At 53.6% G+C, this 20,102-nt stretch carries 21 protein-coding genes and 1 pseudogene; 15 read left to right on the forward strand and 7 right to left on the reverse strand.

The annotated features are described in order from the left end of the window. The first annotated feature begins 8 nt into the window (after nt 1-8). The 5 genes from ACR3EJ_RS17045 to ACR3EJ_RS17065 all read left to right on the forward strand — a co-directional run bounded on the left by ACR3EJ_RS17045 (nt 9) and on the right by ACR3EJ_RS17065 (nt 5,285). Nucleotides 9-395 carry a hypothetical protein gene (locus tag ACR3EJ_RS17045; RefSeq protein WP_260022846.1) on the forward strand — a complete coding sequence of 129 codons (387 nt, stop codon included), beginning with the start codon at nt 9-11 and terminating at the stop codon, nt 393-395. A 126-nt stretch (nt 396-521) separates the two neighbouring features. Then, nucleotides 522-1,775, forward strand: a complete 1,254-nt coding sequence (locus ACR3EJ_RS17050; protein ID WP_170543351.1) for a hypothetical protein — start codon at nt 522-524, stop codon at nt 1,773-1,775. 77 nt (nt 1,776-1,852) lie between these two features. Beyond that, nucleotides 1,853-3,364, forward strand: coding sequence for an Asp-tRNA(Asn)/Glu-tRNA(Gln) amidotransferase subunit GatB (gene gatB, locus ACR3EJ_RS17055; protein WP_170543348.1), 1,512 nt, complete (start codon nt 1,853-1,855; stop codon nt 3,362-3,364). A 152-nt stretch (nt 3,365-3,516) separates the two neighbouring features. After that, nucleotides 3,517-4,755 carry a peptidase T gene (gene pepT, locus ACR3EJ_RS17060; protein WP_170543346.1) on the forward strand — a complete coding sequence of 413 codons (1,239 nt, stop codon included), beginning with the start codon at nt 3,517-3,519 and terminating at the stop codon, nt 4,753-4,755. A 98-nt stretch (nt 4,756-4,853) separates the two neighbouring features. Continuing rightward, nucleotides 4,854-5,285 (forward strand): DUF4177 domain-containing protein, encoded by a 432-nt coding sequence (locus ACR3EJ_RS17065; RefSeq protein ID WP_170543344.1) that lies wholly within the window; start codon nt 4,854-4,856, stop codon nt 5,283-5,285. A 273-nt stretch (nt 5,286-5,558) separates the two neighbouring features. Here ACR3EJ_RS17065 and ACR3EJ_RS17070 read toward each other — a convergent pair whose 3' ends face one another. After that, the gene (locus ACR3EJ_RS17070; protein WP_170543342.1) at nt 5,559-5,993 is read right to left on the reverse strand and encodes a hypothetical protein; all 435 of its coding nucleotides are present in this window, start codon (nt 5,991-5,993) and stop codon (nt 5,559-5,561) included. 278 nt (nt 5,994-6,271) lie between these two features. Between ACR3EJ_RS17070 and ACR3EJ_RS17075 the strand changes: the two genes are divergently transcribed. Next, nucleotides 6,272-6,772: a hypothetical protein gene (locus ACR3EJ_RS17075; RefSeq protein WP_170543340.1), complete on the forward strand. Its 501-nt coding sequence runs from the start codon at nt 6,272-6,274 to the stop codon at nt 6,770-6,772. A gap of 1,417 nt (nt 6,773-8,189) precedes the next feature. On the opposite strand, the gene ACR3EJ_RS17080 is transcribed toward ACR3EJ_RS17075, so the two are convergent. Both ACR3EJ_RS17080 and ACR3EJ_RS17085 read right to left on the reverse strand, forming a co-directional pair. Continuing rightward, entirely contained in the window at nt 8,190-9,734 is a 1,545-nt protein-coding gene (locus tag ACR3EJ_RS17080) for a ShlB/FhaC/HecB family hemolysin secretion/activation protein (protein WP_170543338.1), read from the reverse strand. A 124-nt stretch (nt 9,735-9,858) separates the two neighbouring features. Further along, nucleotides 9,859-10,158 (reverse strand): hypothetical protein, encoded by a 300-nt coding sequence (locus ACR3EJ_RS17085; protein WP_170513675.1) that lies wholly within the window; start codon nt 10,156-10,158, stop codon nt 9,859-9,861. A gap of 568 nt (nt 10,159-10,726) precedes the next feature. On the opposite strand from ACR3EJ_RS17085, the gene ACR3EJ_RS17090 reads away from it, so the two are divergent. The 4 genes from ACR3EJ_RS17090 (at nt 10,727) to ACR3EJ_RS17105 (ending at nt 13,420) form a co-directional block, all read left to right on the forward strand. Beyond that, complete coding sequence (locus tag ACR3EJ_RS17090) at nt 10,727-11,242, forward strand: DUF805 domain-containing protein (protein ID WP_170547684.1); 516 nt, start codon at nt 10,727-10,729, stop codon at nt 11,240-11,242. Between the two features lie 74 nt (nt 11,243-11,316). After that, nucleotides 11,317-12,087: a hypothetical protein gene (locus tag ACR3EJ_RS17095; protein WP_480423165.1), complete on the forward strand. Its 771-nt coding sequence runs from the start codon at nt 11,317-11,319 to the stop codon at nt 12,085-12,087. Between the two features lie 37 nt (nt 12,088-12,124). After that, nucleotides 12,125-12,607, forward strand: coding sequence for a hypothetical protein (locus ACR3EJ_RS17100; protein ID WP_480423166.1), 483 nt, complete (start codon nt 12,125-12,127; stop codon nt 12,605-12,607). A gap of 612 nt (nt 12,608-13,219) precedes the next feature. Next, nucleotides 13,220-13,420 carry a hypothetical protein gene (locus ACR3EJ_RS17105; protein ID WP_170547390.1) on the forward strand — a complete coding sequence of 67 codons (201 nt, stop codon included), beginning with the start codon at nt 13,220-13,222 and terminating at the stop codon, nt 13,418-13,420. A gap of 74 nt (nt 13,421-13,494) precedes the next feature. Here the strand turns inward: ACR3EJ_RS17105 and ACR3EJ_RS17110 are convergent, their stop codons facing one another. Continuing rightward, nucleotides 13,495-13,962, reverse strand: a complete 468-nt coding sequence (locus tag ACR3EJ_RS17110; protein WP_170703751.1) for a P-loop NTPase family protein — start codon at nt 13,960-13,962, stop codon at nt 13,495-13,497. Nucleotides 13,963-14,231: 269 nt separating this feature from the next. Continuing rightward, nucleotides 14,232-15,497, reverse strand: coding sequence for a hypothetical protein (locus ACR3EJ_RS17115; RefSeq protein WP_170703750.1), 1,266 nt, complete (start codon nt 15,495-15,497; stop codon nt 14,232-14,234). A gap of 152 nt (nt 15,498-15,649) precedes the next feature. Here ACR3EJ_RS17115 and ACR3EJ_RS17120 point away from each other — a divergent pair, with 152 nt between their 5' ends. The 5 genes from ACR3EJ_RS17120 to ACR3EJ_RS17140 all read left to right on the forward strand — a co-directional run bounded on the left by ACR3EJ_RS17120 (nt 15,650) and on the right by ACR3EJ_RS17140 (nt 17,351). Next, complete coding sequence (locus ACR3EJ_RS17120) at nt 15,650-15,937, forward strand: transposase (protein WP_170703282.1); 288 nt, start codon at nt 15,650-15,652, stop codon at nt 15,935-15,937. A gap of 26 nt (nt 15,938-15,963) precedes the next feature. Beyond that, nucleotides 15,964-16,779, forward strand: a complete 816-nt coding sequence (locus ACR3EJ_RS17125; RefSeq protein WP_480423359.1) for an IS3 family transposase — start codon at nt 15,964-15,966, stop codon at nt 16,777-16,779. A gap of 81 nt (nt 16,780-16,860) precedes the next feature. Beyond that, the gene (locus ACR3EJ_RS17130) at nt 16,861-17,034 is read left to right on the forward strand and encodes a site-specific integrase (protein WP_170547383.1); all 174 of its coding nucleotides are present in this window, start codon (nt 16,861-16,863) and stop codon (nt 17,032-17,034) included. A 3-nt stretch (nt 17,035-17,037) separates the two neighbouring features. Further along, nucleotides 17,038-17,211, forward strand: a complete 174-nt coding sequence (locus tag ACR3EJ_RS17135; RefSeq protein ID WP_170547381.1) for a hypothetical protein — start codon at nt 17,038-17,040, stop codon at nt 17,209-17,211. Continuing rightward, nucleotides 17,211-17,351 carry a hypothetical protein gene (locus ACR3EJ_RS17140; protein WP_170547379.1) on the forward strand — a complete coding sequence of 47 codons (141 nt, stop codon included), beginning with the start codon at nt 17,211-17,213 and terminating at the stop codon, nt 17,349-17,351. The genes ACR3EJ_RS17135 and ACR3EJ_RS17140 overlap by 1 nt, the downstream gene beginning before the upstream one ends. A 771-nt stretch (nt 17,352-18,122) precedes the next feature. Here the strand turns inward: ACR3EJ_RS17140 and ACR3EJ_RS17145 are convergent. Both ACR3EJ_RS17145 and ACR3EJ_RS17150 read right to left on the reverse strand, forming a co-directional pair. Further along, nucleotides 18,123-18,332 (reverse strand): annotated as a pseudogene (locus ACR3EJ_RS17145) (IS6 family transposase); the annotation flags it as partial. Nucleotides 18,333-18,404: 72 nt separating this feature from the next. Beyond that, on the reverse strand, nt 18,405-20,066 hold the full coding sequence (locus ACR3EJ_RS17150; RefSeq protein ID WP_480423168.1) for a Na/Pi cotransporter family protein: 1,662 nt from the start codon (nt 20,064-20,066) through the stop codon (nt 18,405-18,407). Between the last annotated feature and the right edge of the window lie 36 nt (nt 20,067-20,102).

Below are 20,102 nucleotides of genomic sequence, written 5' to 3' on the forward strand. Positions count from 1 at the left end.
ATCCGCGCATGGTTTTGATTCTAATCGGCATCTATGCGGTTCTGACCGGGCTGATCGTCCTGTTCGATGCGGTCTGGTGGCTGATAGGCCTGCTGGCCCTGACTACTCTGCCCGCGCTTTGGGATGTACTCCAAGATACCAGCGCGGGGATGGAACTGTCAGATGGCACCTTACGCTGGCATACAGGTCAGCGTCGGGGCACGCTAGATCTTTCTACAGTGAAACGCTTTCGGTTCGACACGCGATGGGACTTTTCGGTGCGGGTCTCTGCGATACTGAAATCCGAAAAACGACTGCGTCTGCCAGATGAATCACTTCCTCCGCACAAACAGCTTGAAGAGGTTCTGCAGCAGGCGGGAATCGCCGTTGAACGTCACCATTTTAGAGTATTTTGAAACGATTCATCGAATCTGAACACGATTGGTGCCTGAAATACCGGCTTGAGGTAGTGTCTCTTTGAATTGAACACAATTTTTGGCAAACTGAACGCGTTACTAATTTGTTCCAGTTCGAGTTCTGCCATGTTTTGGTCTATCAAGGCTTTTGCCGCCCGTTTTTTCGGTTCCTCCCCTTCAACGCCCCTGCCTGCGTCAGTCGCTGATGCCACCGCCTGGCTTGTCGCATCGGGCCAATTGAATGTCCCTATCGTCGAAACGGACGAACAGGATGCAAACGGACATCAGGTGATTGAACGCGGTCGCTATCTGGCGCGGCAGGATATGTGGGCCGAACTTTCGCAAGAGATGCGCGCTGCGGATCAGGCACGCAAATCCACGCCCTGCGGACAGCCCATAGCAGACCTCTTGGCCTTTGGCGCCCGTTCAGATGTCGTGCTGGCTGTCGAGCACGCGCTGTCAGATGGCAAGGCGATGTCAGACTACGATCTGCTGGGTGGAATTTTCGAGCTGGAAGGCGAGATCCAAAACCATCCCAACGATCCGATGATCACGCTGGTCGTTGCACTGGCCCATATTGATCTTGCCTGGGCATGGCGCGGCGATGCGCATCCAGAGGCGCTGCCTTCATTGCATCAATCTCGCTGTGCGGCGCATTTCGACCGTGCGGCAGCATTGCTGCCACTTTGCCGTTCTGCAATGCCAGACAGCCCTGCGATTGCCGCAGCCGATTGCGCTTTGCTGGCAGGTCACGTCGATCCGCGCACCCGTGTGGCAGATAAGTATGAACACTTGATCACTCTAGACATTCAGAACCATCGCCATATGCGCGCGATGGGCAGCCACCTGCTGCCGCGCTGGTTCGGGAGCTATGAAGAGCTTGAAGTTCAAGCATTGCGCAACGCGGCGCGGACCCAGAAAACATGGGGCGCAGGCGGATACACCTGGGTACAGTTCGACGCCATCGCATTGGATGACGAGGCCTGCGCACGGGTGGATGTGGAGTATTTCCTTGAGGGTCTGCGGGATATCGTAGCGCGTCGCCCGGATCAGCAAACTATCAACTTACTCGCGGCCTATTGCGCGATCACCCAGCAGAACCGAATGGGTCAAAACCCTCAGGCGGATATCGCCCGCAAACAGATTTGTGAGGCTGCCAATTGGCTGATCCGCGACCACCTGACCGAACTGCACCCTCTGATTTGGGCCCATGCAGCAAACGGGTTCAACAATAGCCTTCGCGTCAACTCATCCGAGCGATTTGCTGCACGCGGTCGCCGCGATGCGTTAAAGGCCATCGCCAACCTGTTACGCGAAGAACTGCGCAGCGGGCAAAGTGTGACGTTCACTCCGTCAGGGCTGCAGTTCTCGGGGAACTAAACCGCCATTGCCCCTTGCCCCTTTGGCGCGCCGGGCCTAATACGCAGGCTTAGACTTCTGCGGAAATGAGGCGCGCCATGCTCGACCTGACATACGAAATGCCCAAACCCAAAACCATTGCCGGGGCCAAGCACGATTGGGAACTGGTGATCGGGATGGAGGTGCACGCTCAGGTCTCATCCAATGCCAAGCTGTTCTCGGGCGCGTCGACCCAATTCGGGGCCGAGCCGAATTCGAACGTGGCGTTTGTGGACGCCGCGATGCCGGGGATGCTGCCGGTGATCAACGAGTATTGCGTTGAACAGGCCGTGCGCACCGGGCTGGGATTGAAAGCGGATATCAACCTGAAATCGGCCTTTGACCGTAAGAACTATTTCTATCCTGACCTGCCGCAAGGGTACCAAATTTCCCAGCTTTATCAGCCTATTGTGGGTGAAGGGGAAGTTCTGGTCGAGATGGGTGACGGCACTGCGCGTATGGTACGGATCGAACGCATCCACATGGAGCAGGACGCGGGCAAATCGATCCACGACATGGATCCGCATATGTCCTTTGTCGACCTGAACCGAACCGGTGTCTGCCTGATGGAGATCGTTTCGCGTCCCGATATTCGCGGACCGGAAGAGGCTGCCGCCTACATCGCCAAGTTACGTCAGATCATGCGTTATCTCGGCACTTGCGACGGTAACATGCAGAACGGCAATTTGCGGGCGGACGTGAACGTCTCGATCTGTTTGCCGGGTGCGTATGAGAAGTATCAGGAAACACAGGACTTTTCGCATCTAGGCACACGCTGCGAGATCAAGAACATGAACTCGATGCGCTTTATCCAGCAAGCGATTGAGGTCGAAGCACGTCGTCAGATCGCAATCGTCGAAGGCGGCGGCACGATTGATCAGGAAACACGCTTGTATGATCCGGATAAGGGTGAGACACGCTCGATGCGGTCTAAGGAAGAAGCGCATGACTATCGCTATTTCCCCGATCCTGACTTGCTACCGCTGGAGATCGAACAAGCGTGGGTCGACGACATCGCTGCCAGGCTACCGGAGCTGCCTGACGATAAGAAATCTCGTTTTATCAGCGAGTTCGGCCTGACCGACTACGACGCTTCGGTCTTGACCGCTGAGGTGGAATCAGCGGCCTATTTCGAAGAGGTCGCCAAGGGGCGCAGCGGCAAGCTGGCTGCAAACTGGGTGATCAACGAGCTGTTTGGCCGGTTGAAGAAAGAAGACCATGACATCACCGAGTCTCCGGTGTCTCCCGCTCAGTTGGCGGGAATCATTGATCTGATTTCGTCGGATGCAATCTCGGGCAAGATCGCCAAGGATCTGTTCGAGATTGTCTATACCGAAGGCGGCGATCCAGCGCAGATCGTCGAAGAGCGCGGTATGAAACAGGTGACCGATACCGGCGCCATCGAGGCTGCTTTGGACGAGATCATCGCCGCCAATCCGGCGCAAGTTGAGAAGGCCAAGGTGAACCCTAAATTGGCGGGCTGGTTCGTCGGTCAGGTGATGAAGGCCACCGGCGGCAAGGCCAATCCGAAGGCCGTTAACGAATTGGTCAGCAAGAAGCTGGGTTCGTAAATCTTCCGAGTTGAACAAACCCCGCACAGGGGTTTGTTCAACTTGTACATAACGAAAAGTTAATTTCAGGCTGCTCAAAACGGGCAGGCCTTCAGCTTGACTCCCCGACCGAATGGGCATTCTTCTTCCCGCAACGCGGAGAGGAAGCAGACATGAAAAATCGGTTTGATCAGGAACTGGAAACCCGGCTGGTGCGCTATGCCGCCATCGACAGCCAGAGCGACGAGACCTCCCCCTCGACCCCCAGCACCGAGATTCAGTTCGACATGCTGAACCTGCTGCGGCAAGAGCTGACCGAGATCGGTGCGCAGGATGTCGAGATGACCGGTGACAGCGTTGTCGTGGCAACCATCCCCGGCACGGCCGACGGACCGACGATCGGTTTTCTCGCGCATGTGGACACCGCGCCCCAGTTCAACGCAACCGGGGTCAAGCCGCGGGTGATCAAAGGGTATAATGGTGGCGAGATTACCTTCCCCGATGATCCCGATCTGGTGCTGTCACCCGAAGAACATCCTTATCTGGCCGAGAAGATCGGGCATGATCTGATCACCGCCTCTGGCACCACCCTGTTGGGGGCTGATGATAAGGCAGGCGTTTCGATCCTGATGACGATGGCGAGGCACTTGCTGGAGAACAATGACATCCCCCATGGTCCGATTCGCATCGCCTTTACCCCGGATGAAGAAATCGGGCGCGGCGTTACCGAACAGCTACCCAAGGATCTGGGCGCGGATTTTGCCTATACGCTGGACGGACAGGAACTGGGTGAGATCGAATACGAAAGCTTCTCGGCGGACCGAGCCGTGATCAAGATCACCGGCGTGTCGATCCACCCCGGTTTGGCCAGGGACAAAATGGTAAACGCGGCGCATCTGGCGGCAAAGATCGTGCAGACACTGCCTCAGGCGACGATGACACCCGAGGTGACGGATGGGCGTCAGGGGTTCATCCATGTCACCGACATGAATGGCGGTTCGTCCGAGATGGAGATCAAGCTGATCCTGCGCGATTTCGAAATGGATGCGTTGGAAGCCCAGCGCGAAATTGTCCGTCAGGTCTGTGCTGCCGTTCAGGCCACCGAACCACGCGCGACCATCACCTGCGACATCTCCCATCAATACCGCAACATGCGCTATTGGCTGGAAAAGGACATGACCCCTGTCGATCTGGCGCGCGAGGCCTGCCGTGAACAAGGGATCGAGCCCGTTTCAGTGCCGATCCGAGGTGGCACCGATGGCTCGCGCCTAACCGAATTCGGCACACCCACGCCCAACATATTTACGGGCATGCAGTGTATTCATGGTCCGCTGGAGTGGATCTCGGTGCAGGACATGGCGATCGCAACCGAAACCTGTCTGTCGCTTGTGGGCAAAGCCGCGCGGAGCTAAAGCCACAGTGCGGGCCGAAATTCGCCAATGCGTGATCTTGGCTTTCACCCGCCTGTCAAAATGTTAATTTGCCCGGGTTACGCAATTAGGACCAATTGATGCAGCGCTACGAATATAAAGTTGTCCCCGCTCCGCAAAAGGGAACCAAGGCGAAGGGCGTAAAAACGCTCGAGGGCCGGTTCGCCACCTCAATTGAGCAGTTGTTGAACCAACTGGGCCAAGAGGGTTGGGAATATCAGCGCGCAGAATTGCTGCCCAGCGAGGAACGCACAGGTTTGACGGGTTCAACCACCAACTGGCGAAATGTGCTGGTATTTCGCAGGGCGCTTGCAACGGATGAGCCGGTTTCGAAAAAACCGGTTGAAGAAGGCGCCACCCCGACCGCGCGCCCGGTTCCCGGACCTGACGATGGACTGACAGAACCTCCGGCCGCCCCTGCCCCGATCTCAGAAGAGCCGGAAGACCCGCCATTGTCGCTGAAGCCCTCGGATGAAACGGCAGAAAAAGACCAGACCGGGCCCTCGCGCTAGCGTGACTTCGAGAGTTCTAATTAGTCAGCTTGCGTTGAATGTGACCAGTAGCACCAATGATACTCGCGTGTGATCAGGATAATTCCTCATCAACCCTGACACATCGCGATACCGACCTCTTGCGATGAGCCCCAATCGGATGCTCGAAACTGTCTGAATTCGTACGAACAAACGAAGCGGTGGATGTGGTCGCACCTAGGTTTGAATGGTGCCCCCACATTGATTAAATCCACCTACCGATATCACATACCCTCTCACGAGCGGTTGTAGCTTTTAGTGTGCCTCTGCCGTTGCCTCTTCATCCATGCGATCAATACACTCGAAAAAGGGAGGCACGGCTTCTGGGGTCAGTTTACCTATCAGCCTAGCCAGAAACCCCATGTCCTCAGGTAAGGGCCTCTTTTCACCATCGGCAAACATTGAACCCACTACGTTCATCGTTTCCACATCATAGCTTGCGCTAACGTAGAGAGCTTCAGAGGTAACCACCAAATCGTACTGGCAGTGGAACACCTTGTAGGTTCCGAAGTCTATCGTCTGCCCCATGAGGTTTGGCATAACATCCAGATTATCTGGGATGTTCGACCACTCGTATTGAATCGAATATTTTGGATCAGCCTGTGACTGCGCGTTGGCAGAACTGGGTAGCAGCCACGCAGCAGGTAAAGCCAACATGACAGCAGCGTTTAGTTTGTTTCTTAGTTTCATGGGTTGGCTACTTCACATGCACTCAAGCCCATTAGGAACAGGCCAACCATTGCGTACTTCTTCATCTTCTAACACGTATTGAGGTTTTCATTAGCGAACAGAGAACTCATTACGGGGCCAAAAGGATAAAGTCTTGCTTCAAGTTCAATCTTAAAAGTTCACCCCGCCTCTCGAAGTGTCATAATGTGACCAAGAAGCAGCATGATGTGCTTCAAACTAGCGTTCTCTAAACTATCCGTTGGAAGGAATCGTTTATCTACATGACTAACCTATGACCGGTGGACCCGGCTGACATCGTCGAGCAACTGCAAGCAGAGCACGATCTAATAGTCGCCTTCAAAGAGCAACAACAGCGCGAGGCAGAGCTGAAGGCGATACCACGGCGACTCCGATACAAAGCCAATAATCGCGGCCTAATGCATCACGAAATAGCGACGCAACGCGCAGAATCGCTCAACGCGGTACCGCCGTTGCCAACGGATGAGCAACGCACACAAATTCTTGCGAAGTACGACTTGGCGGCAGCAAAGCAACAGGCGGCCGGAATGGAATATCACGTTCATCACATCGTAACTTTGGTCGGCAAGTGTTCAGATACGGGCCGCCATGTGGTGTGTGGCCTGCACGTTCCTTGGAACCTGAAAATCACTACCAAGAAGCGCAATCTTGAACTTGGTGACCGTTTCGACTGTGATTTGCCCTGCGGCCCCGGTTGCCAATACGGCGAAGCGCATGGCGAAAACGGCAATGGCGACTTCGACGATCTGGGAGATTTCTAGGCGTCGGGTGTAGTCGATGTCTCAGAGACGTTGCAGAAAACCCAACCAAAACAAAGGCCCGTCGCACGATAGGCCTTTAACCACTTGATCTCTAAGTGTTTGAATGGTGCCCCCACACGGCGTTTTCGGAACTTATATAGCCTCCTAACTGTATGAAAATAAATCGTATTTCAATACGTCCTTTCTACTTGCGTCGTTCTTTGTGTCACCTTGCCTTAAGGGCAATACGAAATCCAATTATCCAGATGACAATTGAAGAACTTTTCGTCGATTAATCTCATTGTCCGAGCAAAACCTACCAAGTGAGCTTCAGCGCTGCTTTCGTTTAACCGAAATAATGCATCCGGAGTGTTTTGGATGCCGTGCAGGGACATCTCTTGCCATAGCGTCCACGTTTCCGAGGTGCCGCAACGCTCCGTTGTTGAGCAATACGCCTCGCCCAGCATCATACCGGCGCTGTCCGAATCCGCTGGCAACACATTCCCAGTTTTCCTTGGCCGCCACGCTGCGGAATCTCGGTAGGTCGTGCGGGTCATGCCGTCCCGGTGTCGCTGCGACGTGATCGTGTTTCTTTGAATTGCTTTGGTGATTTAGATGGTGGGTAACTTGTGTTGAGCCAGTTTGCTGAACAGTAACTGTTGTTGGCCTCGGCCTAGGGCGCATGATTGTCACGACACCTTGTGGATTCTTATATCCTGGGACGGCGACGTGAGTTGTCGTAGGCCTTGGTGTCAACTGTGGAACCTGGCCAGGAACCGCTATGGGAACCTGATTGGGTGTCGCGGTTGGGACGAGCGGTGGCACAGCAGTTTGACCGGAAGGCTGAGGCGGGACCTGACCAGGAACGGCGACTGGTATTTGGTTGGGTGTCGCGGTTGGCACAAGGGGCGGCACATTAGGCTGAGGCGGCACCTGGCCAGGGACAGCTATCGGAACTTGATTAGGAGTCGCAGTCGGAACTTGCGGCGGCACAGTAGCCAATGGCGGAACCTGATTGGGAATGGCTGTCGGAACCCGGTTTGGTGTCGGATTTGGCACCAAAGGTGGAGCTAGGGTTGGTGCTACGATCGGCGTTGGAACTTGACCGGGAACCGCTATTGGCGTTGCGATAGGAACCCGACCGGGAATTGCGTTCGGGACCGCGCCCGGCGCAAGGACAGGCACAACAACGGACGTGGGCGTTTGCGGCGTTCCCCTTGGTGGCAACTGATTTGCCACCGGCTGCGTTGGGCCGGTAATTTGATTGCCTACCCCTTGCCCACCGGCCTGCCCACACCCTTGGCTCGACTGGTGCGGATTCCCCACGCCACGGCACCACCCGAAATGATTTCCCTGCGCGAAGACCTGCGTAGCGGCCAGTTCTGCAAACAAACAAGCTGCTGCAAGCAAAGCAATGCGGTTCCGTTTCATAACATCCTCACCAACTTGTTGTCAGAGCAAGATACGCGCCAGGATCGCCAGAGTCGGTCAAAGGGCCGTCTCTCAAAGGGACACCGACATATCCGGACAGGAATAGGTTTCGGTTAAACTCAATGTCCAAACCCAGACCTGTTGAGGCTAGTGTAGCATTATCAACTTCAAAACTCGCAGGGTCGTTGTTCGAGATGTAACCCACGTCGAAAAAGACAAATGGCGTTAAGCGATGAATGCTTTGCGAGCTCGGAAAGTAGGAGTGAGACACTTCGAAAGTCGCGGAAATCCCGGAATCACCGTCCACTTCGTCAAACCGATATCCGCGCAAAGCATAACGATCACCAAGGAAATACTCTTCGACAGATGGCAATCTGTCCGTCGTGTACTGCCCCCATATTTCTGTCCGCCACGCAGTGTTGGGCGATAAGGCTGTTAATGGGCTTTCGTATCCGACGCCGCCTCGAAGATGCCAGAAAGAAGAGTCCCCGTCGTCAAAGCTTGCGTCTGTGGTGTCGTTTTCATTATCGCCAAAAGACAGCGTTAACCCTGCTTCCAGAGCTTGTCCTTTTGGATAGTTTTGCCCGTAAAGATATGTAAGGCCAACGACACTCGCGTCACTAGACAATGGAACGCCGCCACTGACTGAGTCCGCTTCGGAAAGGCGATAATCCAGCAGCAGATAGCCGTAGCGGGCCACATCTCGGATCACGGGGTAACCCAACGAGACGGTGAAGTTCTCACCATCAATATCTGTTCTTGCAAAATCACCCGAGAGGTCACGTTTTGCGTTTATGTTCCCGTAGAAAATCTCACCATAGAGACCATTGCTGTGCAGCGGTGTGCGATAGGTAACAGCGCCCCATAAAGAGTGTTCGTCGTCTTTGTCCCAATTGTAGTTACCTGACCCCTCAAATCGCAGCAAATCCCCGACGGTCAGCATCGAATAAAACTCTTGTACGACATAGAAGCTGAGCGCTTCTCCAAGCTCACGCGGAGGGTTGTCGAGTGTCGCGCTGCCGGCTTGTTTGCGCAGAGGCTCTCCCAATACTCTCAGCCGAGCACCAGCCTGATCCGGGTAGTCAAGTTCGGTCGACAATTCCAAGTCAGGTATGTCCTCGGCCAGCATTACTGCCCGCTCAAATCGTTTCAGCGTTATGGGATAGGAGGTGGTGAGGGGCTGAAAAATCTTCTCTAGTGTTTGGAACGTGCGAGTATCTACGCCTTCAATTTCGATGGTTTGAATGCGCCCTTCATCAACAATTATGCTCTGCCCATCGGGACCGGGCCAGGCCTCAGCCAAGAAATAACCGTCTTCTCGGTAGATCTGAGTGATCGTTGATGCGACCTCCACCGCTGTGATGCGCCCCGACCGATTGAAGGCCAACTGACCGGCAAACGTTAACAGCTCATCAGTTTCATACACCGTTACGCCGCTGACAGAGTGGTGTGATGCTATGTCCCAAGTTTGTGCAATGCTGTATTTTGGCACTGAAACAATGACCACAAAAGTGCAAATGATCGCAATTACAACCGAGTTGGTTACGGGCATTTTCTACAACCTTAGCGTGATTGAGCATGTTAAAACCCAATCCTATTACGAGGTTTGAATGTCTGAGCTTGCCGTTATTCAAATTTGATCACGACTGGTGCTTTCGAGATACACAGCAAACAGACTACAATGCGCCTTCGTCGCCCAGGAACTCGATACCAGCTGTCGCGCCATCACTGTAGGCAATGCAATTCCAAGGAGCACGATCCTCACCAACGCCGACTGTGACCTGTGTTCCCGCCTCGCTAAATGCCGATGAGAGCACCACGACTTGTGAATTGTTCGTCGTGTTGGCTACATCTCGCAAACACGCCTGCTGAGCGGGTGTGAGTTCGGCGGACGCACTGGATGTACTCGTGTCGTCACAGGCCGCAAGCATTGCGAAACAAGTTGCGCCTGAAATCATCACCATCTTGTTGGTCATTTTCTTCTCCCTCTGGGTCCGTTGAAATTAGTGAAATTGGATGCGTTTATTTGAAGCTCTCGCGTCTGCGCAGCCAATAGAACTTACCTCGATCCTGTGACTACCTTTCCCAAAACTTGCCGCGTGGGGCTTGGTCGGCGGAACAACATTTCGTTGACTATCGGGGCCGCCAACAACGTGTGAAGGCCGAATGACGACACTGGCAGAAGCTAGAGCAAACTCTGGAAAGAGGGGGAGTACGATAAGTTTCAGCATCGCGTCCTCCCAATGCTTGATCCTTGTAAGAGGACTTCCGACCGCTAACACTCACTCCAGCGGCCGGAAGGGCCCGACAAATCGGGCGACAGCGACAACAACGGAGGTAAAATAAAGTTGCGTCAAATTCGCATGTTTGAATCTAATTTTTAATAAATCAATATTTTTTCCGCGCGTAAAGTTCTTTACGCTCTCCTGCGATAGGCTTCTGCTTTCAAACAAAAAGGTAAGAGGGAGCATCCTTAGGGGCGAGTGCGTTCTCCAGAGCGGCGAAGCGTTTGAGGCCGCAAAGAAAGTAAGAATGGAGTGAAATATGGGATTTGGCGAAGCAGTTAAAACGTGTTTCTCGAAATACTTCCAGTTCTCCGGTCGGGCTATACGCTCAGAATACTGGTGGTTCTTCTTGTTTGTGGTTCTCGTGAGTGCTGCCTTAGCTGTGCTGGATACGATCATATTCGGGACCAACCCCGAAACAGGCCAGGGATCTCGGGTCCTGTCCTCTGTTTTCCAGCTGGCTGTTCTTATACCTATGCTGGCCGCCGGTTGGCGAAGGCTGCATGATACAGGACGACCTGGCTGGTATTTGCTGCTGCCGATGGCGCTCAGCATTACAACGCTATTTGTTATGCTGGGTGGGGTGGCGTTCTTCTCGGTATTGGAGCAAGGGACCGAAAACCCCGATGCATTACGAGGACCCGCGGCAGTACTGGGCGTGACCGGTATTGTTGTTGTCTCAATTCTTCAATTGGTTCTGTCTATCCTGATGATCTGGTGGCTGACACGACCTTCCCAAGAAGGCGCAAACGAATACGGCGAACCTGTTTCCTGATCTGGCTGTCCGGGCAATTGGCTGGAACTTCTGCTGAACCACAGTGCGAACCGTAACTCAATGGAGAGAAAAAAATGAGCTGCAAAACCATTTCCATTGGAATGCTACTGATGGCAGTGGCGACCACAGCATCAGCGGAGTGGTCGTTCAGTTCCGGACCCAATCCCATTGCATTTATTCAGACCGGAAACATGACGCTGGAACTACAGTGTAACCGTATCCGCTTTGCTCCGGCTGGGTACGAGGACAGTCAGGACATTGTAGAGAAGCAAGGGCTCTCCATTCGTTTTTTGAAGAACGGCACCACCGAAGTTGGGGCATTTCAGGTTGGCGCAGAAAACGCTGCCGTGCAGATCGTCGACAATTATCCTGTCGAGGTTAGTTTCAATAGCCAGCAGGACTATGGTTTTGTGCTGGACCAGCTTGCGGCCAATGCATCGGTTAATTTGTCGATGATTGATCAAGATGTCAGCTACGGAATCTTTGACTTGAAAGGTTCCAGCGCGGCAATTCGGTCCCTTCGTTCTGCGTGCGTTTCAGAATTTAGCCAAGAGACCTCCTACGAAGTGCCCGAAGGCATCGTCTATTGTGGTGGCGGGGCGATGGAGCGCGTGATCGAACCCGTAATTTTGGACAATCCAGAGGAGGAGTGGGACGCGAGAGTAACGGTCAACGGTGAGTCGATCAGAGCCATGACGGCCTACAGTTACTTCGGGAACTCTGAGCCGCCCGCTGGATTTGTCGTCGCCCTGCTTGGGGAGGACAGGTCGGAGTTTCTGATTTTTAGCGAAGGCTCGGCAAACTGGCTGGAACATGGGGACTACAGGTATGATCAGTGCAATTGATACCTCCTTCCAACCAGCTTCCCAAATAGCGCGTCAGATGAAATGTTTGGTCGCCGGGGTTATGCTTGCTTCGGGCCTTGTTTGGACCTCACCAGCTGTCGCGGCTGATGTATCGCAACTTCCGCCCGGTTTGCAGGCGAAGGTTGATCTGGCGGCACGAGCCTGCACGGAGTTCAACGACGGTCAGTTTGACATAGCCTGGGGCGCGGTTGAAAGGGTCGATCTCGACGGAGATCTACAACGCGACTGGGTTCTGAATGAGTCTGGTTTTGCGTGTTCGAGCGCCGCATCTCTTTACTGCGGAACTGGCGGATGCATGTCGCACTTTTGGGTTAGCGAAGAGGTGCACTCCTTGCTCAACCAAGGCTGGACGGTCGTTGATTTTGGGAGTCGACGCGTTGTCGTAGCAGATATTCATGGATCCAATTGCGACGGAACAAACCCAACGCCATGCGTCAGCGCCAGTGTTTGGGATGGCGAAGCCGACATTTGGCGCTCGTCTGCTGGCGATTGGGAATAAGTTGCATTTAGGCACCGCAGATAAGCCTGAGAGCCTGTTTGTCCGATAAGTTATCTGCAGCATGCAAACTTTTTGGGCGAAATTTCAGTATTTTATTTAATAAAACCAATGTTATACATGTAGAAGTTTAAACGCACCTACACCTAGTCTCGGACATTGCAAAAACCGCTAAACTTGTCGTACACCTTCAAGAAGGCGGAAAAGTAAGCCCTCCTATGATCATTCATAGTGCCGGTAGTCTTCTCGTTGCCGGAGGTTATCACAGGCTTGGATGGGCCATCCACGTGGAGCAGCAAGAGTTACCCATACTCATGCGGAGCGGTGATCGGCCATCAATAATGAAACTACTTTGATTCTAGTCCACTGTGGTGAACTCTCGTAGGGTCGGATGCCCTGATACTTCTAAGCGATTTAATTCGGGTGGACAAAAAGGGGGATGAAAATAAGGTTTCCCACCTTATCCATATGTTTTATTTACATTTTTTGAATTTATGGTGCCCCCACACGACTTCAAGCAAAATTTGGCTGAAAATTTAAATAATTACCTTTCAAGGACTTAGGCGCATTTCGATCGTCTGATCACTAAAGAATGTGTCCTATTGGCAGGTGGCGATGTGTACTAATTTCGTGAGCCATAAGGCGTTCGACCGACTGTTCAAGCTCATGGTCGCGCAAGAAGAGGTGAAAGTTCTGCACAGCAAGGAACTAGGTCGGGTGTCCGGCCTGATGCTGGTCCCACTGATGTCGGCAACAGACTGGGAAGCCGAAGCCATGCGTTCGCAAACTGCGCTGAAACATCACGCAAGGCACTGACACATTCAATTCAATGCAACTCGAAGCTTCACCAAGAAAATGGGGGGCCAATGGCCCCCCATGGAATGATTAGGTTAGCTTTGCAGCTCGGACATGCGATCTGCTTCAACGGCCAAATCCACCACATGATGCCAAAGAAACGCTTCAATTAGCGAAAGAGCATACTCGCTGTCGATAGGCAACATGTCTTCACTTAAGTGGTGATTGTCGACATAGTCAGCCACATCCCAAAGCTCTCTGGTTTTCTTCGGATTATTGGGCTCGATCCGCTTAAAGGCCATTTCGAATGTAGAGTTTGCGAGTTCGATGGCTTCGGCTCGGTACTCGGCACTAAACGGCAAGCTTTCAATTGGATATCCAGTTCTCGGCCCAACCAATGGCTTCGGCTTTTGATCTTCAAATTTTCGGATCAGTAGGCTCCAATTGGGGTGCCCCTCCTCTCGAGCGATACGATCCAAGGCTTGGTTGTGAGGTATACCAGATTCGCGCCGAAGGGCCTTGGCCCTGCGTTTCAGTTCATAGATTGGTGCTGACAGTTCCATAAGAGGTTCTCCTATTTCGAGCTATTAACACAATCCCTCCTTATGTGAGTGCTCGAACAGAAAAATCTCTAGCTCATACCCTACATGCTAAATGCTTTCCCGTTGGAGGGAGGAGGCGCGGGCGCAAACCTCCTTCTAAAACAGGCAAAGCAACCTCCGGATTCAAGAACAATCCAACATTAGTTGGCCCTTGAGTTAGCTCCTAAGTACCTGAGCCCTTGCATAAACTGTCGGTCTATTCGGCCGACTCATCTGCATGAGCAGAAATGCTACTCAAAGCGTTGCTCGCCTTCGCGATCCCGGTTTGCCTCTCGATCCCTTTCTTCGTTTTCAACGATCCGAAGGCGCTTTAATGCATCTTGAAGATGTTCTCTCAATTCGTCTGATATGGCTGTGTCCAGTTTTTCTAAAGCCGCAATACGTGCTGCTATAATATCTGCCCTGCTGCCCGACCAACTCGTTGGGGTTATTGCACTGACATATACGTTCAGTACACTTCGTGGTTCAGGCGCAGCTGTAAGGATTACCAAAGCTTGTTCGGAATTTTCTGGGTTCGTATTATCGCGAGAGGAACCAAATGGAGCAATCGCGTTTGCTATCAACTCCCAAGCTTTCTCGTCGCCAACGGAATTGCACCAATCCACTAGTTTCTTTGGGCTAACGTGTTCGAGCGGATTCGTAAAATGCGTTCCGCCATCAAAGGCCCGAAAGCGCAAATAGTCCTCTGTGTCGCCGTTGAGCAATGCTCGTGTCAGGAAAGGAGCAGTGAGGTGTTTTACAACCACCGCGACTGCATCATCGTATCGATAGAGAAACCTAACTGCGCCGCGATCTTCATCAAACAATGCATCAAGCACCATGGTCTTCTCTTCATCACAGTCATTGCGGGCTAAGCAATGATCAAGAATTTTCGTCAGGCGATAATCTCCACCTCCGCCGGGATTCGGGTCGTCTTTATTGAGGTGTGAAGCGGCAGCAACAAGCGCTATTCGACATAGCTCCTCATCCATTGGAGATGCATCTACAGGTTTTCCGTGTAGGCGCATTGAGAACGCGTCGATAAGCAGGAAATCTCCGTGGTCTCTGTCGAGAATCTTCTTAGCGAGTGCAACTAACTTGCATAGGGCAACACATTGATACCCATCTCGCCAAAGTAGTTCACTAAATCCTCTAACATTCTCTTCAAGAAGATCGAACGCTGTCATGCAACGATCAAAGTCTTCCTCATCAAAGTCGACATAAGGATGCAATCCCACGATGTTGCGCCTGAGAAGATCGTCCGAGACAGCCTCATCTAGCAATGTTCTTGAGAGTACACGATTTGATTTCGAGAGTTGGTCTTGTGCACCGCACAAGACACTATTATCGAAAGATTTGGTTTCGAGAGAACGCAGCGCTTCTGTCAAAGTTGTCCATGTGGCCCGAGGATTGTCTGAGCCACTAATCAGGCCTTCTCCGAACGCCATTCGATATGGTGCATGATTGCTATCAAACAGCTTTTTGGCAAGGTCACCCAGCAATCCAGGTGTTCTCACCGCTCTTTCCCCAAGCAACCGAGCTTTGTCGTTTAGCCTTCGTTCCGCTTCCGAAAATTTGTCCGGGCTCTCATCATCAAAATCGTCATCTAAAGCCTGTCTTTGCCCCCTAAACTTGGGCCACTACTTTGGCCGAGAAGGGGGAACAAGGGATGGCTCGGAAGCGATACTCGGACGAAGATATTCTGAAGCTGCTGCGTGAGATTGAACTGAAGCTGGCAGATGGCGACGATGTTCGGACAGCCTGTCGTGGTGTCGGTGTCAGCGATGCGACCTACTACAATTGGCGGCGTCGGTTCGGTGGCATGGGCAAGTCGCAACTGTCGGAGTTGCGCAGCCTGGAGAAAGAAAATACCCGGCTGAAGAAGATCGTGGCCGAACTGGAACTGGACAAGCTGATCCTCAAAGAAAGTCTGAACTACCTAAAACCGAGGGCCTGACGACGAGCCAACTTCGTCAGGCCGTCATTCATGCTCGCCAGAAGCTTGGCACATCAGAGCGTCGCACCTGCAAGGTGGTCGGCCTTGCACGCAGCTCCATGCAATACCAGACCGTAGAGAAGAACGATGATGCTCTTCGACTGGCCATGATCCGTCTGGCCAAGAGCTATGGCCGGTATGGCTACCGTAAGGTGGCGCAGCTACTTCGGGTCGAGGGCTGGCGTGTCAATCACAAGAAGGTAGAACGGCTGTGGCGGGAGGAAGGTCTGCAACTCCCGCAGCGGCACAAGAAGAAGCGTCGCCTGTACCACAAGGACAGCTCGATCATTCGACTCCGACCGACGCATCCTAACCATGTCTGGAGCGTCGATTTCGTTCACGACAAGCTGAGCAATGGGCGGAGCTACAAGATGCTCACGGTTTTGGATGAATACACCCGCCAGGCGCTCGCAGTGGAAGTTCGGACCCGCATGGGTTCTGAAGATGTGCTGGAGGTTCTCTACGGGCTGTTCCTGCGCCACAGAAAGCCTGATTTCGTTCGAAGCGATAACGGCCCAGAGTTCTCTTCACGGGCAACCCAGAGTTGGCTCGAGAAGGTCGGTGTGAACCCGATCCGGATCTACCCGGGCTCTCCCTGGGAGAACGGATACAACGAGAGGTTCAATGGAACGCTCCGCCGCGAGGTTCTCAATTCCGAATGGTTCACAACGACCAAGCAGGCACAGATCGTGATCAATTGCTGGCTCAGGCAATACAACCACACCCGACCGCATCAGGCCCTCAACATGCGCCCACCAGTCCCCGAAACTCTAGTCCGAGATGGCCCAGAACACGGGGGCTAGACAGGTTGGACGCACTGGACACCGCACGAGCTGCGGCACACGGCTTACACCGGCTTTGCGCGTCTGGGCATCAGCAAGGAGGTGATCAAGCTGATCACCAATCACGTCAGCGGCGACGAGATGGACGACACCTACAACCACTACCGGATGGAGAAGGCCAAACGCGACGCGGTCGAGAAGTGGGAGGCACGCGTGCTCAAGATCGCCGCGTCCGGTGGCGGCGAGTTCGTCGGCTTCAAGAAGCGGGAGGCCTGATAGATGAGCAAGGTGACCCGCAACATCTTCGACATGCAGCCCGGCGACATCTTCGACACCGCCTACTGGGACGAGTACGACCCGCCCGCTGAGAAGTGCTGCCCACCGATGCGCGACCCTGACTGGAAGCCTTCTACACCGCGCAGGCTGGGCCACCGTTGGACGGAAACCAAGTGATGACCAAGGTGGAGCGATGCCTCGCGCCGGCGCGTCAGATGGAGCGCTGGCGCGATCTCGCCCTCAAGCGAGGTGATACCGGCAAGGCCGAAGAGTTCGCTGCGCACGCCGCCAAGCTGCGCCGGGCAGAGCTGCACTGATGAGGTAGTGACGACCCTCAACTCGTGCCGATGCGCGAAGCGTCTTTGCTCTTTGAACCACCCGCTTAACTAAAGGATTAGAGCGTTTTAGCCACCAAGCAGACCTTCGCTGCGGTTGCGGCACCGGGCATTGCTAATGGCAGCAACGTGCAGAAATGGGCACTTGTATCGGCATCTATTGTCGTTGCCGTAGTTATCGTCGGCCGTGCCCTTGACTGTGCTCGATATTCTGGTGGACGGTGCCGGTATTTGAAGTCGCCCTCCGCGCGGTCACGTTTCAAGCGGGCTGGGTATTGTCGTAAAAGAGCGTGTTCAGGTCCTCAAGGCAACCGAACCAGGCGCACGAAATCCAATATAAGGCGTGCAGGGTGTTGAATTTGTGCTGGATTGTTGAAGGAATTTCGTGGGTTAACAGCTTAGATGGACTATTAGCCGATGTGGCTAAGTCGTTTCTGTCAATTTTCTTAGGAGCTTGGTTCTCAATTCGCTTCGCGCTGAAGCGGTTTGTTACTGAGAAATGGTGGGAGCGCCGTGCAGATGCCTATGAGGCTGTCATCACAGCCACCTATCATGCATTTCGGAATGTCGACGAAACTTTGCACGCCGAAATGTCAGGCCGCACGATAAGGGCTCTTTACCTCCAATCGATGCCCTCTGCAGAGAATGACAGCACTGAGCCCACAACGACAAATGCTGCACTTGGCACGAGTTACTGTGAAGCGGACAAACCAGTAATTCGCTTTCACGGCTGCAATGACTGCAACCAGCCCAAACCCGTTTTCTTCGGATCTCTGATGCAAACATCGGGCCGAACCTGTTCCACCAGTATCGGACAGTTTCGTGGCTCTCGTCGATGCCTCGCTCGTGCAACAAATCTTCGACATTCCGAAGCGAGAGTGGAAACCGAATATACAGCATTACCGCAAGACGGATGATTTCGGGACTGGTTTTGAAGTACTTGAAGGAGGCAGGATTGGTCATGGGCAAAAGCTACGCAATACCCCTACCCCGCTCAATCAAAGTTCTTCTGACAAGACCATTCTATGAAACCGTCTATTCATTTGCCAATCGGCTTTCCAACAACTGTCCACTCTCTTTCAAAAGCGGATAGGCGATCATCGCGAATGCCGTGTTTAACATTTTCAGGGCGCGCAACAGATCAAGGTGAATTGCACTGGTTTCGATGGTTTCGGACACCCCAGCACGCAGCCGGGTAAGATGTGCGCGCTCCAGCTTTCTCTCGATCTCGCGGATCATTTCTTTTTGCTGCACCAGCTCCCGTGCTGCCCCGGCATCCTCGGTCATCAGTACTGCGATTCCGTGCTGAACGTTGCGCAACACACGGTCATAGAAATCGGTCAGTTCCTGCCAGCCCTCTTCCGAAAAGTCCACGTTTTCCGCACTCTTGCGCTTGGCCAATTCGACTATTTTCCGTGCAATCGTATCCGCCCCGGCCTCAAGGTTCACCGCCACGCCGGACAGATCAAATGCCCGCGTACCGGTGTCCTCTTTCGGATTGTCGCTTTTGACTCCAGACAAATAAACCCGCAGGTCGAGCGACATTCGGTCAATGTCGACCTTTTCCCTCTTCAGTTGTTGAGCAATGGCATCATCGTAATTGTCAAAAAGTGACATTGAATCCCGCACCATGATCTCGATCCTATTGCCCATTTCGACCAACTCACGATGCGCACAGGCAAAGGCGCGCGACGGCTGGTTCTGAACCGAAGGATCCAGGGCCGTACGTACGTTGGTCTTGGCGCTGTTTTTATTGTCATCAGCGAATATACTCACCGCCAATCGCATTATCGGTCCAAGAAACGGAATACAGACAACAAGAAGCGCGAAGTTGAACAGAAAATGCAGGTTCAAAACCTGCTGAACGGGGCTGGCACCGGGAACAAGGTCAACACCGTCAAGCCGGTAGAGCAAAAACAGCACCAGCCCCGCCCCACCGCCACGCAGGAACAAGTTGCTAGACACGACCCGCCGCACCGAGACATCGGCCTGCAAGGTCAGAACAAACGCAATAAAGGCACCGCCCAGATTGGCCCCAAGGACCATGGCAAAAGCCGCTGATAGGGGTAGAACGCCCTGAGCCGCAAGGGTTGCAAACAACAATATCGCTGCAACGCTGGAATGCACCAGCCAGGCAAAAAACGCCGCGAGCAAAAAGGCCGTCAACGGGTCAGCAGAAAGGTAAATCAAGGCCCCCGAAGCGGCCTCGCTGTTTGCAAGCGGCGCGCTGGCATCGCGAATAAGGTCAAGCGACAGAAAAATCAGGGCCAACCCAATCAAGATCCGACCAACTTGGCGCACGCTGCGCCGGGAACTGCGCAGGAAAATCAGCACCCCGATCAAAAGTAGTAAGGGCGTCAGCAAAGCAATCCGGGAATTCATGATCTGGGCTACGATGGCAGAGCCAAGGTCTGCCCCCAGAATAATGGCCAAACCGGCGGTGCCGCCAACCGAACCCGCGGCCATGAATCCGGCAAGCAGCATTGCGACGGCAGTGGAGCTTTGCAGCAGGATCGCGGTCAGCGTGCCGGTTGCCGTAGCGGCAAACCGGTTTCCCGTCGACCGACGCAACCAAAGCCGCAGCTGGCTTCCAAAGGCTCTCTCAAAACCGGTGCGCACAAGGCGAACAGCCCAGATCAGAAGGGCCGCCGCAGCAGCCAAATTCAAAACAATAATTATGGGTGAGCTATCCATCATCACCGAGTCATTGGTTTCCTGGCCAATCCGGCCACT

The organism is Ruegeria sp. AB11 (assembly GCF_056536325.1).

What these genes read in the sequence shown, in the direction of transcription:
- ACR3EJ_RS17045 (WP_260022846.1), top strand. Translation starts at nt 9, where the DNA reads ATGGTTTTGATTCTAATCGGCATCTATGCGGTTCTGACCGGGCTGATC.
- ACR3EJ_RS17050 (WP_170543351.1), top strand. Translation starts at nt 522, where the DNA reads ATGTTTTGGTCTATCAAGGCTTTTGCCGCCCGTTTTTTCGGTTCCTCC.
- gatB (WP_170543348.1), top strand. Translation starts at nt 1,853, where the DNA reads ATGCTCGACCTGACATACGAAATGCCCAAACCCAAAACCATTGCCGGG.
- pepT (WP_170543346.1), top strand. Translation starts at nt 3,517, where the DNA reads ATGAAAAATCGGTTTGATCAGGAACTGGAAACCCGGCTGGTGCGCTAT.
- ACR3EJ_RS17065 (WP_170543344.1), top strand. Translation starts at nt 4,854, where the DNA reads ATGCAGCGCTACGAATATAAAGTTGTCCCCGCTCCGCAAAAGGGAACC.
- ACR3EJ_RS17070 (WP_170543342.1), bottom strand. Translation starts at nt 5,993, where the DNA reads ATGAAACTAAGAAACAAACTAAACGCTGCTGTCATGTTGGCTTTACCT.
- ACR3EJ_RS17080 (WP_170543338.1), bottom strand. Translation starts at nt 9,734, where the DNA reads ATGCCCGTAACCAACTCGGTTGTAATTGCGATCATTTGCACTTTTGTG.
- ACR3EJ_RS17085 (WP_170513675.1), bottom strand. Translation starts at nt 10,158, where the DNA reads ATGACCAACAAGATGGTGATGATTTCAGGCGCAACTTGTTTCGCAATG.
- ACR3EJ_RS17090 (WP_170547684.1), top strand. Translation starts at nt 10,727, where the DNA reads ATGGGATTTGGCGAAGCAGTTAAAACGTGTTTCTCGAAATACTTCCAG.
- ACR3EJ_RS17095 (WP_480423165.1), top strand. Translation starts at nt 11,317, where the DNA reads ATGAGCTGCAAAACCATTTCCATTGGAATGCTACTGATGGCAGTGGCG.
- ACR3EJ_RS17100 (WP_480423166.1), top strand. Translation starts at nt 12,125, where the DNA reads ATGAAATGTTTGGTCGCCGGGGTTATGCTTGCTTCGGGCCTTGTTTGG.
- ACR3EJ_RS17105 (WP_170547390.1), top strand. Translation starts at nt 13,220, where the DNA reads ATGTGTACTAATTTCGTGAGCCATAAGGCGTTCGACCGACTGTTCAAG.
- ACR3EJ_RS17110 (WP_170703751.1), bottom strand. Translation starts at nt 13,962, where the DNA reads ATGGAACTGTCAGCACCAATCTATGAACTGAAACGCAGGGCCAAGGCC.
- ACR3EJ_RS17120 (WP_170703282.1), top strand. Translation starts at nt 15,650, where the DNA reads ATGGCTCGGAAGCGATACTCGGACGAAGATATTCTGAAGCTGCTGCGT.
- ACR3EJ_RS17135 (WP_170547381.1), top strand. Translation starts at nt 17,038, where the DNA reads ATGAGCAAGGTGACCCGCAACATCTTCGACATGCAGCCCGGCGACATC.
- ACR3EJ_RS17140 (WP_170547379.1), top strand. Translation starts at nt 17,211, where the DNA reads ATGACCAAGGTGGAGCGATGCCTCGCGCCGGCGCGTCAGATGGAGCGC.
- ACR3EJ_RS17150 (WP_480423168.1), bottom strand. Translation starts at nt 20,066, where the DNA reads ATGATGGATAGCTCACCCATAATTATTGTTTTGAATTTGGCTGCTGCG.